The sequence below is a fragment of the Chitinophaga sedimenti genome (assembly GCF_023156195.1).
In the GTDB taxonomy this organism is placed as follows: domain Bacteria; phylum Bacteroidota; class Bacteroidia; order Chitinophagales; family Chitinophagaceae; genus Chitinophaga; species Chitinophaga sedimenti.
The window spans coordinates 3,995,671-4,009,759 of record NZ_JAKUKA010000001.1 but is presented as its reverse complement, the minus strand read 5'-3'; the positions used below and the strand labels follow the sequence as shown (position 1 = coordinate 4,009,759).

Below are 14,089 nucleotides of genomic sequence, written 5' to 3'. Positions count from 1 at the left end.
TTCCGGGACAACAGGCCCCGGATATTCATGTAACCAGTGGTAAAATTATGGTGATGAATAAAAAAGAGCAGAAAAGCCTGGTGATGACGCCCGGCATGCTGCTCCATCAACCTAAGCCCAATATGAAGCCCATGATCGTAGACAATGTGGTGAACGTGGAAATGCGGGAACTGGCATTTGTGGACGCCCCGCTGTCGTCGGTACTGGAAACCGTGGAAGCCGTATACAACGTGAAGTTTGAAGTGAAAAACGAGGCCGTGCTGAAAAAGTCGATCGACACGAATTTCAGTAACGATACCATTGATAATATCGTGACCACACTCGCCCGTACAATGGACGTGTCTATCAGAGAAAAAGCCCCAGGAATATATATCATAGAATAAAACCGCTATAACTAAAGCCTTATAATGAAACCGCTCGCCAGGAAACTGCTGTTGGGAATGCTTTTGCTGTATTGTCCGTTGCAGTCATGGGCCTGGAACTGGCGCACACGCGTCACGATCTCCGTAAAACAACAACCCCTCTCCGAAGTGTGCCGTCGGCTCGAAAAAGCTTATGGCATCAGCTTTTCCTATAGCCGCGATATTGTGCGGATGTCGCAGCTCGTGGATGTGGATGTAAAGAATCAACCCCTGAAAAAATTAATGGAAGCCGTGTTCGACGAGAACGGCGTGGAGTATGAACGCATCGGCGAACAGATCGTACTTACGCCTAAAAAGAAAGAACAGCGCACCATCAGCGGTTATATAGAAGATGCGATTACCGGCGAAAAGTTGATCGGGGTAACGATATATTCACCGCAGTTGCATGTAGGCACAGTGACCAACCAGTACGGGTTTTACAGTCTTACGACGAAAAAGACACGCTCACGCTGGTAGCAACTTACGTTGGTTACGAACCTGTTTTTATTCGTCTGAAAGACAAAAGTACTCGGCAGGTAAAAGTGCAGCTGAATCCCTCCAATACCTTAAAGCAGGTGGAAATCACCGAACCTGCGCCTAAACTGCAGGACCAGACGCAAATGAGCCGCGTAAGCATCCCGCTGGCCCAGGTAAAGGCAATGCCAAAGTTGTTGGGGGAAGAAGATGTGATGCGTGCGATGATGACCATGCCCGGGGTGAACGGCGGCCGTGAGGGCGTTACCGGGCTCAATGTACGCGGCGGCAGCCCGGATCAGAACCTGATGTTGCTCGATGGTACGCCGGTATACAATCCTTCGCACCTGTTCGGTATTTATTCGGTATTCAATCCCGATCTCGTTAAAAATGTAGATCTCTATAAGGGCGCGTTCCCCGCGCGTTACGGCGGTCGTTTATCCTCCGTCGCCGATGTGTCGCTGCGCGATGGCGATATGCATAAGTATCATTTTGAAGCGTCTGCCGGATTATTGTCCAGCAAGGTCGTGGTGGAAGGCCCGCTCTGGAAAAACCGCACGTCATTTGTACTCACCGCCCGCCGCACGCCATTGGATATATCGAGTCTCCGGTTTATCAACAATGAAATCAGCCTGGGCGAGGATGACGAATTTGACGCCTATTTCTATGACGTGAACCTGAAAGTGAATCACATCTTTTCGCCGAAAGACCGGTTGTTCCTGAGTGCTTATGGCGGGCAGGATAATATGAGCCTGCTGACGAACAAAACACCGCTGGACGACCTCGGCGCCCCGCGTTACAACGAATCGCTCAACTACCGGTTGGGCTGGGGGAACCAGATTTATTCCATCCGCTGGAATCACCTGTTCAGCCCGCGTTTATTCTCTAATCTTACTACCAGCTTTTCGCAATTCTTTTTCGTAACAGATTACCGTTACAAATACGAATCATATAAAGTAGCGGAGAAAGATAACCTGTTCGGGAAGTACTATTCGCGCACACAAAATGGCTCGTTGAAATTTGATTTCGATTACCGCCCGCATCCGAACCATGCGATACGCTTTGGTCTTACCGGAACGTATCACGTTTTTGAACCGGGCATCACCCAATTTCAGAGCGAAGAAAATAACATTTACGATACGGCTTATAATAAGCAGCAACCGGGCGGGCTGGAGCTGTCTGTATATGGAGAAGACGATTGGCGCATCAGCGATTCGCTGCACCTGAACCTGGGGTTGCATATATCTACGTTTTTGATATTCCCCGAATGGTACCATTCCGTACAACCGCGGCTGGGCTTCCGTTACATGCTGCCGCACAACTGGGCGTTTAAGATGACGTTTACCAGGATGGTACAGTATATTCATTTGCTTACAAATAACAGCGTGTTCCTGCCTACGGATCTGTGGGTGCCGGTAACCGCGAAAGTAAAGCCGCAGAGCTCCAACCAGGTGGCTGTCGGGCTGGCGAAAACCACGACCGATAAACAATATGAACTGTCTATAGAAGGATATTTTAAAACCATGCAAAATGTGATCGAATACGAAGAGCAGATCGGTATTTTTCAATCGGCCACGAAGAACTGGGATGAAAAAGTAATTGCCGGTTATGGGCGGGCAATGGGCGTAGAATTGCTGGTGCAAAAGAAATCAGGGAAGACGCAGGCGTCTGCGGGATATACGCTTTCCCGCTCTACGCGCAGTTTTGCGTCGGTGAATAATGGCCGGTTGTTTCCTTATAAGTATGATCGCCCGCATGACCTGGAATTAATGTTGTCGCATCGATTTAATAATCGTTGGGAAGTATCCGCCAACTGGGAATTTTCTTCCGGCACGCCGGTAACATTGGCGAAGGCGAGTTATGAACCGGTAACAGGCGGCTCGCCGTACGATCCGCGGCCTAACGATAGTAAAGAGCCCTCAGAAGTTGATTACGTAGGCGATCGCAACACGCTGCGTATGCGAACGCAGCACCGGCTGGACCTGAGCGCTACTTATTCCTGGGAACGCAGGCTGTTCGCCTATTCGCTGAACATGAGCGTATACAATGCGTATAATCAGAAAAACGCGTACTCTTATTTTTATCAGATGAACGAAAAAACGGGCCAGCGTGAACTAACGCAGATCACACTGCTGCCGGTTTTGCCAAGCATTACATTTTCATTACGATTAAAATAGGCAAGGATGATGAAGTGGATATTTTTATCGGGTTGATGATCGCTTTGCTGCCCTCCTGCATGCAGAAGGCAGACATTGCAGTGCCCTACGACGGTGATAAAATGGTGGTCAACACGTTGATGCAGGCGGATAGTCCGGCCTACATCCGCGTGACCCGCAGTGCCCGCGCCGGCGCCAGTAAATTCGAGGAACTGTCAGGAGCCAGTGTGGAGTTGCTGGAAAACGGGGTGCCCATGAATGTGAGCAGGCAGGTCATTAATGGTGCAGGATATTTTGTGTCGGCGCAGCCCCTGAAATATGGCAGCCAGTATGTAGTAAAGGCGGCTTACCAGGAGCTGGTGCCGGTGGTGGGGGAAGACAGTCTGCCGCAAAAGCCTGTAGTAGCTTCCGTGAAAGCATTTGGCAGCGGCAGCCGCATCCAGTTCGTAGTGAAAGATCGTACAGCACTGGCGGAGTATTACCGGATCCGCATTTTCCATGTGCGGGCGGATACTTTCCTGGGCGCACGTTTCGATCCATCTTACAACAATGAATTTATCAACGTGATCGGTACCGGTTATGTGAAAACGAACATTATCGGTGACGAGCGTTTCAACGGCCGAGGAGGTAACGATGATCATGCAAACCGCGAAAGCATTGCCCGCCGGCGATCAATTCCGGCTGGAGGTGAACAGTCTTACCGGCTGCCTACAACTACCTTAAAACCCTTGAAATACAGATCGATAACAACCCCAACTTTCTCATCGATCCATCAAAAGTATACAGCAATGTAACAGGAGGATATGGCATAGTGGCGGGCATCAACGCGATACACATTCCGTTTACCGCAAATTGATGGAGAAACCTTAAATTTGGTTAGAACAAAATAGTGAGTCATGCAGGACGCATATATCGTAGCTGGTTTCAGGACCGCCGTTACCAAATCGAAGCGCGGCGGGTTCAGGTTTTATCGCCCGGACGACCTGGCCGTGGATGTGATCAGCGGATTGTTAAAATCCGTTCCGCAACTGGAGCCTAATCGCGTAGATGATTTAATTGTAGGCAATGCCGTGCCCGAAGCGGAGCAGGGATTGCAGATAGGCCGCCTGATTTCCGTACGTGCTTTGGGCATTGAAGTGCCAGGCATGACGGTGAACCGTTATTGCGCCTCCGGGCTCGAAACCATTGCCATCGCCACCGCCAAAATACAGAGCGGTATGGCCGACTGCATCATTGCCGGCGGTACCGAAAGTATGAGCCTGGTGCCCGTTGCCGGCTGGAAAACCGTTCCGAACTACACGGTGACCAGTACCACGCCCGACTACTACCTCAGCATGGGACTGACCGCCGAAGCGGTGGCCAAAGAGTTCAGCATAACGCGCGAGCAGCAGGACGAATTCTCGCTCCGCTCACACCAGCGTGCGATCAACGCGATCCAGAACGGGCATTTTAAAGAAGGTATTCTGCCCATCAACGTAGAAGAAATCTATCTTGATGAAAAAGGAAAAAACAGCAACGTAATTATATCGTAGACACAGATGAAGGCCCGCGCGCCGACACGTCGATAGAGGCGCTCAGCAAACTGAAGCCTGTGTTTGCAGCCGGTGGATCGGTTACCGCCGGTAACTCTTCCCAAACCTCCGACGGTGCTGCCTTTGTGGTAGTAATGAGCGGGCAAATGGTGAAAGAACTGGGAATAGAACCGATCGGTCGCCTGGTATCCTGCGTTTCCGCCGGTGTACATCCCCGCATCATGGGCATTGGTCCTGTAGCCGCTGTGCCGAAAGCGCTGGCCAGGGCCGGTAAAACCCTCAATGACATTGACCTGGTGGAGCTGAATGAAGCTTTTGCATCACAGGCAGTAGCAGTAATCCGCGAACTGAACATGGACCCGGAGAAAGTGAATGTCAACGGTGGCGCTATTGCCCTGGGGCATCCGCTGGGCTGTACCGGTGCTAAACTCACCATCCAGCAGCTGGGCGATCTGAAACGCCTGGGCAAAAAGTATGGGATCGTAACAGCCTGCGTAGGCGGCGGTCAGGGTATTGCCGGGGTAATAGAACGGTTCTAACAAATTGATTTAGATAAATTTCCGATGCCGGCCATAGTGCCGGCATTTTTTTAGAAGACCGCAATAAACTACCGGGAACCTGCGTTTACGCAGTGTTTATATAAAATTGGAAAACCTTTAGATGTAATCGTCGCTAATTCGCTCAAATCCAGTCCCAATACCATCTATTTTCCTGAATTATATAAAATAATACAATTGAATTAAAGAATTTGCTAATTTGGTTGCTGGAAAAACCATCATCAACCCTAACCGTATCTCATGGATCGCAGAAGTTTTATAACATTCGCCCCATCCCGCAATAAAAGGCGCCTGTGAAAGCTGCCCGTACGCTTTCCGGTATTGCTCCCTACACAGGGGAGTGGAAAACGCCGCAGGTCGTTCATCTTCTTAAAAGAGCCATGTTTGGCGCCGCCGTGCCGGACGTGAAATATTTTGAAGGCATGTCGATGAGTGCTGCGGTAGATGCGCTGCTTAACTTTGCGGACGTAACGCCCGCACCTCCCGTGAATAATTACCAGGCCGACGAAGCCGATGCGGACATCCCGTTAGGTGCTGTGTGGGTAACCGCGCCGCCGCTGGTGGAAATGGACGATCTGGAGAATGCGCGCCGCCTTTCTTTAAAGCCTGGTGGGTTGGTTTGATGGTCAGCCAGCCGCGCAGCATCCGCGAAAAGATGACGCTCTTCTGGCACAACCATTTTGCTACGGAAGCTTCTACGATCAAGGATGCGCGTTATGTATACAAACACAACACCATGTTGCGCGCGGGCGCACTGGGCAACTTCAAAGACCTGACAAAAGCCGTGACGCTGGATCCCGGGATGCTGGTATACCTGAACGGTTATCTCAATGAAAAAAGCGCGGCGGATGAAAACTACGCCCGTGAGCTGTTTGAGCTGTTTACCTGCGGTAAAGGCCCGGCCTCGCAGTATACCGAGGAAGATGTAAGGGCCGGTGCGCGCGTGCTCACTGGTTATCGCATCAATCCAACTACTATTACTTCCTTTTTTGATCCTACCAAACACGATATAGAGAACAAACAGTTCTCGGCATTTTTCGGTAACAGGGTGATTTCCGGCCGTACCGGCGCGGATGGCACCAGGGAGCTGGACGATATGCTGGGCATCATTTTCCAGCAGCAGGAAGTAGCGAAGTTCATTGCCCGCAAGTTCTATCGTTTCTTCGTGTACTACGACATCGATGAAGCCACGGAAACCAATGTGATCACACCATTAGCAGATATTTTCAGAGCAAGTAATTATGAGATAAAACCTTTACTCTCCGCACTTTTCAAAAGCGAACATTTTTACGATCCCTTAAACATGTCCTGTCTCATCAAAAGCCCGATCGACTTTTCCGTAGGGCTTTGCCGTGAGTTTGGCGTGAAGTTCCCGGATGGTGTGACCGACTATGTGAATGCATATGGCACCTGGAGCGCCGTGCAGGGAGCAGCCGCCAACCAGCAGCAGAACATCGGCGATCCGCCGCTCGTATCTGGCTGGGAGGCTTACTTCCGGGAACCGCAGTTCCATGAGTTGTGGATCAATACGGATACTTACCCCAAACGTAATATGTATAGCGACCAGATGATCACTTCGGGCATTACCCGCGGCGGCCATATAGAGATAGATCCTTTGGCTTACGCCGAATCGCTAAGCGCGCCTGAAGATCCTATCCAGTTAAGAGATGAGTCTCTTAGTCTGTTACATAGGATGGACGTAAAGGCGGACGTAAAAGAAGCCCTGCGCAAGATTTTACTATCGGACGAAGACATGGACTATTACTGGACCAACGCCTGGAATGCCTACATGGTGGATAAGACGAACGCGATGAACAGAGATATCGTATTAAGACGATTGCAGTCTTTTTACAAATACATCATGGACTTATCCGAATACCAATTATCCTGATCACCTTTTTTGAAAAGCCCTTATGAAAAGAAGAGATTTTTTAAATATACCGCGCCGGCTGCTATTCTGCCGTCGTTTATCAATGGGTTCTCCGTTAAGGCATTTGGCGCTTCGCCTTTGCTGAATGCCCTGCAGGGGCTGCTACCAATAATGATCACGTATTGGTAATGATCCAGATGACCGGCGGTAACGACGGTCTGAACATGGTGATTCCCATCGATAAATATTCCGGTTACGTGAATGCCCGCTCCAACATTGCGATTGCAGAGGGCAAAGCACTGGAGCTGGTCAATATGAAGAAAGTGAAAATTCACCCTTCGATGACCAAACTGCAGGCGCTCTACAATCAAGGGAAAGTGTGTGTGGTACAAAGTGTGGGTTATCCTTCGCCGAACTTCTCGCACTTCCGTGCTACCGACATTTGGCTCACCGGTTCGGATGCCGATAAAGTGATCACTACCGGCTGGGGCGGCCGTTACCTGCAAACCGAATATCCTAACTATCCTGTTGGTTTTCCCAACGCCGAAATGCCCGACCCGCTGGCCATCCAGATCGGTTCGATCGTATCGCCGGCGTTCCAGGGACCAGTGACCAACGCGGGCATGGCGATAACCAGTACGAACAGTTTTTACGACCTGCTGGAAGGTAAAGAGGACGATGTGCCCAATACCAAGGCAGGTAAAGAGCTCAAGTACATCCGCATGATCGCGAAACAATCCAACAAATATGCAGACGCGATTAAGCTGGCTGCCGGTAAGGTAACCAGCCAGGGCGCATACAGTAACACCTCTATTTCGCAGCAGCTGAAGATCGTGTCGCGCCTCATCGCCGGCGGGTTAAAAACCCGGCTGTATATGGTGAGCATTGGCGGTTTCGATACGCATGCGAGCCAGACCAACTCCGGGGACACTTCTACCGGTTCGCACGCGAACCTGCTGGGTAATTTATCAAACGCCATAGGCGAGTTCATGGCCGATCTCAAAGGCCTGAAAGTATCGCAGCGCGTGATAGGCATGACCTTTTCCGAATTCGGCCGTCGTATTAAATCGAACGGCAGTATGGGTACGGACCACGGCGCCGCGGCCCCGATGATCCTGTTCGGCGATTATATTAACCCGGGGGTACTGGGTAATACACCGGATATGCCGGGAACGGCCAATGTGAACGATAACGTGCCTATGCAATACGATTTTCGTTCTGTGTACGCCTCGGTGCTGGAGCAGTGGTTCTGCGTAAAAAAGAAGCGCTGGATACCATCATGCTGAAAGACTACCAGCAATTACCGCTGGTGAACAGCCTGGCCTGCAGTACCGTGACCAGCATTCCCGATGTAAACCAGAACGCCGGCACCAACCTCATTACCAACTATCCCAATCCGTTTACGACTAAAACCGTCATCTCGTACGAAACCACCGGCGGGCACACGTTAATACAGGTGTTTGATACGATGGGCCGTCTCCTGGCTACGCCACTTGATAAAGTGGTAGTCGCAGGTAAATACACTATCGAATTTGATGCTACCATGTTGCCAACGGGGATTTACTATGCCCGGTTCCAGAATGGGACGACACAGCAGGTAAGGACGATGTTGAAGGTGCGGTAAAAACTGTTTTACCGCCTCAATTGGCTACGCACTTTTCTGGCCATCGATCTTTATGTTATTGAAAACCAGATTATTGCCCGCTCAATTGGCTACGCACTTCCGTTAAATACTTCCCCCTGCAACTTTGTTGCAATACTTTCCTATCTTTGCCGTGAAACTCGACACAGGTGCGAAGATTAATGCGGAAAATAGGAGTATTGTTGATGCTGGGCGTATTCAGCTTGTATATTACGCCCGGGGACTTCCTGCACCATTTTGCCGGCCACGAAGATACTTTCGACGAGGCGCCGGCAGCGCGGGACGGCAAACTCTCCGTTTCTGAAAAGCACCGCCACTGTGAATGGCTCCAGTGGGAGGTAGATACCTACCTGCCGCCGCACGAAGTTTTCCTGGAATGTATTCCTGTTCAATTTCGCGTGGTTACCGCCTCGTTACCTGTAACGACCATTAGTGTTACTCCCTACTTCTTCTCTCTGCGGGCGCCCCCGTCCACCACAAACCTGATGTAAACAAAAGATGCGGTTTCCCCGGAAGCCGGTGTAGTTATTTTATTTATTCAACTCAGTTTGTGTTTTAGCATGAATTACTTTCGCATGCTGGCAATAAGCCTGCTTTTTATACTGCCTTTCAAGGTGTTTGCCGATGAATTACCCGGACAGGATAACACCCTTACCGGCACCGTAACCGATAAAGATACGCAGGGGCCGTTACCCGGCGCTACCATCTACTTGCCCGATTTAAAGATCGGGGCCGTAGCGGATGCACAGGGTAATTACACCGTGAAACACCTGCCGCAGGGCCGCTTCCTGGTGGAGGTGCGTTACATTGGCCATGCGGCCATTACCGAACAGATTGTGATCAAAGGCAACACGAGCCGCAATTTTATATTGAGCGCTTCGGTAACAGAACAAAATGAAGTGGTGGTAACCGGTGTGAACGTGGCCACACAATTGCGCCAGAACCCAACACCGATCAGCATTGTCCGCAAAGACTTCCTCGATCGTACGGTTTCTTCCAACCTGGTAGATGCGATTGCGCAATTGCCCGGTGTAAGCCAGGTGTCTACCGGGCCGGCGATTTCCAAACCCTTTATCCGTGGCCTTGGTTACAACCGCGTGGTAGTGGTGAACGATGAAGTTCGCCAGGAAGGTCAGCAGTGGGGCGACGAACACGGTCTGGAAGTGGACGATTACAACGTAAATAAAATTGAGATACTGAAAGGTCCGGCATCACTGATGTATGGCTCGGATGCGCTGGCCGGCGTGGTGAATATTATTTCAGACATGCCCGTGCCAATGGGTACCATCCGCGGCGGTATCGACGCCAACTACCAGAGCAATAACGGCCTGTTCGGCTATCACGCCAATATTGCGGGCAACCAGAACGGTTTTTCCTGGAAACTGTACGGCACCCGGAAAATGGCGCACGATTATAAAAATAAATATGATGATTATGTACTGAACTCGAAGTTCCGTAACACGAACTACGGCGCCGGCATCGGCCTGAATAAAAGCTGGGGCTATTCCCGCCTGTCGTTTTCTTCGTATAGCCTGGAACCCGGACTGGTTGAAGGGGAGCGGGATGAGAACGGTAAATTCATCAAACCCGTTAATGATAATGGAAATGTGGAAGAAGTAGCGGCCAATAGCGATGATTTTAAATCGTATCATCCGCTGTTCCCGAAACAACGCATTGACCACCAGAAACTGGTGTGGGATAACAGCTTCTACTTCGCCAATGGCAGCAGGGTAGCAGTAAACCTCGGTTACCAGGTGAACAAGCGCCGCGAATATGAAAATGTGTTAGCCCCGGACGATGTGGCGCTGTACTTCAAACTAAAAACCTTCAACTACGGCTTCAAATACTTCCTGGCCGATATGGACGGTTGGCAAACCACGGTAGGTATTAACGGCATGCAGCAACAGAACAGCAATCATGGTTCAGAATTCCTGATTCCTTCCTATAACCTGTTCGATGCCGGTGTATTCGCCCTGACGCGTAAAACCTTTGGTAAACTGACCGTAGCGGGCGGCCTGCGCTTCGATTACCGACAGTTGAAATCCGATGCGTTGTACCTCGACGGGAACGAAAAACCAGTGCCAAGTCCGGTTACCGGCGGTATCACCCGCTTCGGGGCGTTTGAGCGCGACTTCTCCAATGTATCCGGTAGTGTGGGGCTTAGTTACGCCGCGTCCGACAAATTGACGCTGAAATTGAATGTAGCCCGCGGTTTCCGCGCGCCCAACATTGCAGAGCTGTCTGCGAACGGTGTGCACGAAGGCACGATCCGTTACGAATACGGCAATAACAATCTCAAGGCGGAAGTAAGCACCCAGGTAGATGCGGGGGTGGAATTGGCCACCGAGCACATTACCCTGGGCGTGAATGCGTTTTATAACAACATCAACAACTACATATATTCCCGCAAACTGCTGGGCGCAGATGGTCAGGACTCCATTCCTGTAGCGGAAAATGAAGACGGCTATGCAGCGTTCCAGTACCAGCAGGGCCGTGCTTACCTTTACGGCGGAGAAATCACCATTGATATCCATCCACACCCCATTCACTGGCTGCACTTCGAGAACTCATTGTCATGGGTAGAAGCAAGGCTTGCTAACGGAAATGATTCAACGAAATACCTGCCCACCATTCCACCGTTGCGCTGGCTTTCTGAACTGCGTGGCGACTTCCGGAAGAATGGTAAAGGCGTACGTAATATCTACGCAAAGGTTCAGCTAGATAAGTTCTTCGACCAGAAAAACGTATTCAGTGCATACAATACCGAAACCGTTACCGGCGGTTACGCATTGCTGAATGCGGGTGTTGGTGCCGAGTTCGTGAACAAAAACAACAGGACGTTGTTTGCATTGCATGTAGCGGCGAACAATATCACAGACGAGGCTTACCAGAACCACCTCAACCGCCTGAAATACGCGGGAGAGAACGTGGTAACGGGCCGTACCGGCGTATATGGCATGGGGCGCAACTTTAGTGTGAAAGTGTCGATACCGTTGGAGTTTAAGTAAAGAAAAAGTGACTTATAGAAAGGGGGGATGGTGTTAAGGCTGTTTCCCCCTTTTATTTCCACAGATAAATATGTCGGAAAATTAAAAAATGAAATTTATATCTTTGGTCACCCGTTTTACGCATCATACTTTATCATCCCTGTCTGTGTTAACTAATCTGGCTCGAACCTACTTCTCGACATTATACTAATCACATAACGATATTTAAGATAGATCTGACATACTGCTCAGATTTTGGATGAAAAGAGAAAAGGGCCGTTTTCACGGCCCTTGATCTTTTGTCGTATAGTCGGTAAGTTTATTTTTCTTCCGGTAGATTTATTGTTTCGTCGTCGAAATACACGAAGAAGTAAAGGTATATAACGCGGGAGATGCGCATCAGCCAGGGCTGTACCAGTAACAGGATAGCGCCGTTCACGATGAGCCAGGTCATAATGCTATTATCTTTCCAGGTAATTCCGAAGATAACCCAGAACCAGATGAGGTTGAATACGGACAAAGCGACCGCCAGCGCATAACTTACATAACCGGTACCAAACCAGAAGCCTGTTTCCAGTTCAAATTTTTGTCCGCATACCGGGCAGTTGTCGTGCATGTCGAAGATATGCGAAAACTTCCAGTGGAAAGGATTGCGCGTACGAAACATGTGACCTTTCCGGCAGCGCGGGCATTTCATCTGCAGCAGGCTTAAAAAATAGTTGGGTCTTTTGTTCATGGTGATGCAAAGTTAAAATTTTAGCTGATGGAGGTATATGATATTCCTCATCTTTTATACCACGAAGCGTTTATTTCGCGGCGGCTACCGTATCATCCTTTTTTCACCGATCTGCTGGCGCCACATCGCGTAATACAGGCCTTTTTCGGCCAGCAGCGAGTAGTGGTCGCCGGTTTCCACGATACGGCCTTTTTCCAGTACATATATGCGGTCGGCGTGCATAATGGTCGACAGGCGGTGAGCGATCATTACCGTAATGTGCTCCTTGGATGCCGTTACATTGCGCACCGTTTGTGTAATCTGTTCCTCTGTGAGCGAATCCAGCGCGGAGGTAGCTTCGTCGAACACCAGCAGGCGAGGATGGCGGAGCAATGCACGGGCGATAGACAGCCTTTGTTTTTCTCCTCCTGATATTTTGATGCCGCCTTCGCCAATCACCGTGTCAAGCCCGTTTTCCGCTCTTGCAAGCAGGCTGAAGGCCGAAGCTTTGGTAAGCGCGTCCATGATCTGTTCATCGGTAGCGCGCGGATTTACGAAAAGCAGGTTCTCTTTGATAGTACCTGAGAACAACTGTGTGTCCTGCGTTACAAAACCAATCTGGTGGCGGAGTTCTTCAATATCTACCTGGTTGGTTTCAATATTGTTGTAATAGAGGTTTCCTTCCATTGGTTTATACAGGCCGACGAGCAACTTTACCAGCGTGGTTTTACCGGAGCCGGATGGTCCAACGAACGCAATGCTTTCGCCGGTGCGCACGGTAAACGTAATATCGTCTAGTGCCTTTGTTTTCGCCGTTAAGTGCTTAAAGCCAACATTTTTAAATGCCAGTTCACTGATCGCCGAAATCTTCACCGGGTCGTCCGGCGTTGCTTCTACCGGTGTTTGCAGAATCTTTTCAAAATTAGCTAAGGAAACCTGCGTTTCGCGATAGGCAAGAATGATATTGCCCAACTCCTGCATCGGCCCGAAGATGAAAAAGGAGTACAACTGTAACGTAAATAGCTGTCCGAGGGAAGCCGTATCGCCATACAGCATGTACAGCAGCAGGAACAGGATGGCCGAACGCAGCAGGTTCACGAAAGTTCCCTGTACGAAATTGATCGATCGCACACTGCGCACCTTTTTCAGCTCCAGCATCAGGATCTTCATCGTGGTACTGTTCAGGCGGCGGATTTCCTGGTGCGTAAGCCCAAGGCTTTTCACCAGTTCGATGTTACGCAATGATTCCGTGGTGGCGCCGGCCAACATGGTTGTTTCTTTCACGATCGTTTTCTGGATCGTTTTGATCTTCCGGGAAAGAAGGCTGATCACCATGCCCAACAGGATGCTGCCGATAAAATATACCGGAACGAGCGTCCAGTGTACTTTAAACGCATAGATCATCACAAACACGATACCCACCAGGGAGGTGAACAGCACGTTAATGAACATGGTAATGAACTTTTCAGTGTCGATCCGCACTTTGGTCAGTATAGCAAGGGTTTCGCCGCTACGCTGGTCTTCGAACTGCTGGTAGGGCAGGCGGAGCGAGTGGCGGAGACCGTCCGTATACACTTTGGCGCCGAATTTCTGGATAATCACGTTCACGAAATAATCCTGGAACGCCTTCGCGATCCTCGGACACCATGGCTACACCGATAGAGGCTAAAAGCAGGAGTCCTATACCCAACAGGTAATCGTGCTGACTGCGCGCCACCGGTGGTTTTACGTCGGCCGGCGCTTGGGTGGCAGGAT

General features: G+C 50.2%; 14 protein-coding genes. 12 read left to right on the top strand and 2 right to left on the bottom strand.

The genetic code is table 11. From position 1 onward, the window contains the following. The first annotated feature begins 47 nt into the window (after nucleotides 1-47). The 12 genes from MKQ70_RS22815 (at nucleotide 48) to MKQ70_RS22765 (ending at nucleotide 11,640) form a co-directional block, all read left to right on the top strand. Nucleotides 48-383 (top strand): DUF4974 domain-containing protein, encoded by a 336-nt coding sequence (locus MKQ70_RS22815; RefSeq protein ID WP_248074556.1) that lies wholly within the window; start codon nucleotides 48-50, stop codon nucleotides 381-383. Between the two features lie 24 nt (nucleotides 384-407). Next, nucleotides 408-878 carry an STN and carboxypeptidase regulatory-like domain-containing protein gene (locus tag MKQ70_RS22810; RefSeq protein ID WP_248074555.1) on the top strand — a complete coding sequence of 157 codons (471 nt, stop codon included), beginning with the start codon at nucleotides 408-410 and terminating at the stop codon, nucleotides 876-878. 65 nt (nucleotides 879-943) lie between these two features. Next, entirely contained in the window at nucleotides 944-3,052 is a 2,109-nt protein-coding gene (locus MKQ70_RS22805; protein ID WP_248074554.1) for a TonB-dependent receptor plug domain-containing protein, read from the top strand. Nucleotides 3,053-3,066: 14 nt separating this feature from the next. Next, nucleotides 3,067-3,825 carry a DUF4249 family protein gene (locus MKQ70_RS22800; protein WP_248074553.1) on the top strand — a complete coding sequence of 253 codons (759 nt, stop codon included), beginning with the start codon at nucleotides 3,067-3,069 and terminating at the stop codon, nucleotides 3,823-3,825. Nucleotides 3,826-3,927: 102 nt separating this feature from the next. Further along, nucleotides 3,928-4,563, top strand: coding sequence for a thiolase family protein (locus MKQ70_RS39290; RefSeq protein ID WP_282456671.1), 636 nt, complete (start codon nucleotides 3,928-3,930; stop codon nucleotides 4,561-4,563). Beyond that, complete coding sequence (locus MKQ70_RS39285) at nucleotides 4,557-5,102, top strand: thiolase family protein (RefSeq protein ID WP_308199522.1); 546 nt, start codon at nucleotides 4,557-4,559, stop codon at nucleotides 5,100-5,102. The genes MKQ70_RS39290 and MKQ70_RS39285 overlap by 7 nt, the downstream gene beginning before the upstream one ends. A gap of 311 nt (nucleotides 5,103-5,413) precedes the next feature. Then, nucleotides 5,414-5,743 carry a hypothetical protein gene (locus MKQ70_RS22790; RefSeq protein WP_248074552.1) on the top strand — a complete coding sequence of 110 codons (330 nt, stop codon included), beginning with the start codon at nucleotides 5,414-5,416 and terminating at the stop codon, nucleotides 5,741-5,743. Further along, nucleotides 5,743-7,011, top strand: a complete 1,269-nt coding sequence (locus tag MKQ70_RS22785) for a DUF1800 domain-containing protein (protein WP_248081572.1) — start codon at nucleotides 5,743-5,745, stop codon at nucleotides 7,009-7,011. Before MKQ70_RS22790 ends, MKQ70_RS22785 begins: the two co-directional genes overlap by 1 nt. A gap of 167 nt (nucleotides 7,012-7,178) precedes the next feature. Next, on the top strand, nucleotides 7,179-8,276 hold the full coding sequence (locus MKQ70_RS22780; RefSeq protein ID WP_248074551.1) for a DUF1501 domain-containing protein: 1,098 nt from the start codon (nucleotides 7,179-7,181) through the stop codon (nucleotides 8,274-8,276). Then, complete coding sequence (locus MKQ70_RS22775; RefSeq protein WP_248074550.1) at nucleotides 8,270-8,614, top strand: T9SS type A sorting domain-containing protein; 345 nt, start codon at nucleotides 8,270-8,272, stop codon at nucleotides 8,612-8,614. The genes MKQ70_RS22780 and MKQ70_RS22775 overlap by 7 nt, the downstream gene beginning before the upstream one ends. Before the next feature lie 167 nt (nucleotides 8,615-8,781). After that, entirely contained in the window at nucleotides 8,782-9,123 is a 342-nt protein-coding gene (locus MKQ70_RS22770; RefSeq protein ID WP_248074549.1) for a hypothetical protein, read from the top strand. Between the two features lie 84 nt (nucleotides 9,124-9,207). After that, a complete protein-coding gene (locus tag MKQ70_RS22765) occupies nucleotides 9,208-11,640 on the top strand; it encodes a TonB-dependent receptor (RefSeq protein WP_248074548.1) in 2,433 nt (810 codons plus the stop codon). A gap of 298 nt (nucleotides 11,641-11,938) precedes the next feature. Here the strand turns inward: MKQ70_RS22765 and MKQ70_RS22760 are convergent, their stop codons facing one another. Next, nucleotides 11,939-12,355 carry a DUF983 domain-containing protein gene (locus MKQ70_RS22760; RefSeq protein WP_248074547.1) on the bottom strand — a complete coding sequence of 139 codons (417 nt, stop codon included), beginning with the start codon at nucleotides 12,353-12,355 and terminating at the stop codon, nucleotides 11,939-11,941. A gap of 84 nt (nucleotides 12,356-12,439) precedes the next feature. Continuing rightward, on the bottom strand, nucleotides 12,440-13,942 hold the full coding sequence (locus MKQ70_RS41415; protein WP_248074546.1) for an ABC transporter ATP-binding protein: 1,503 nt from the start codon (nucleotides 13,940-13,942) through the stop codon (nucleotides 12,440-12,442). Nucleotides 13,943-14,089: the final 147 nt, after the last annotated feature.

Excerpts from the sequence above, each read along its gene's own strand:
- MKQ70_RS22815 (WP_248074556.1), top strand. The coding sequence starts at position 48 with ATGGTGATGAATAAAAAAGAGCAGAAAAGCCTGGTGATGACGCCCGGC.
- MKQ70_RS22810 (WP_248074555.1), top strand. The coding sequence starts at position 408 with ATGAAACCGCTCGCCAGGAAACTGCTGTTGGGAATGCTTTTGCTGTAT.
- MKQ70_RS39290 (WP_282456671.1), top strand. The coding sequence starts at position 3,928 with ATGCAGGACGCATATATCGTAGCTGGTTTCAGGACCGCCGTTACCAAA.
- MKQ70_RS22785 (WP_248081572.1), top strand. The coding sequence starts at position 5,743 with ATGGTCAGCCAGCCGCGCAGCATCCGCGAAAAGATGACGCTCTTCTGG.
- MKQ70_RS22780 (WP_248074551.1), top strand. The coding sequence starts at position 7,179 with ATGATCCAGATGACCGGCGGTAACGACGGTCTGAACATGGTGATTCCC.
- MKQ70_RS22775 (WP_248074550.1), top strand. The coding sequence starts at position 8,270 with ATGCTGAAAGACTACCAGCAATTACCGCTGGTGAACAGCCTGGCCTGC.
- MKQ70_RS22765 (WP_248074548.1), top strand. The coding sequence starts at position 9,208 with ATGCTGGCAATAAGCCTGCTTTTTATACTGCCTTTCAAGGTGTTTGCC.
- MKQ70_RS22760 (WP_248074547.1), bottom strand. The coding sequence starts at position 12,355 with ATGAACAAAAGACCCAACTATTTTTTAAGCCTGCTGCAGATGAAATGC.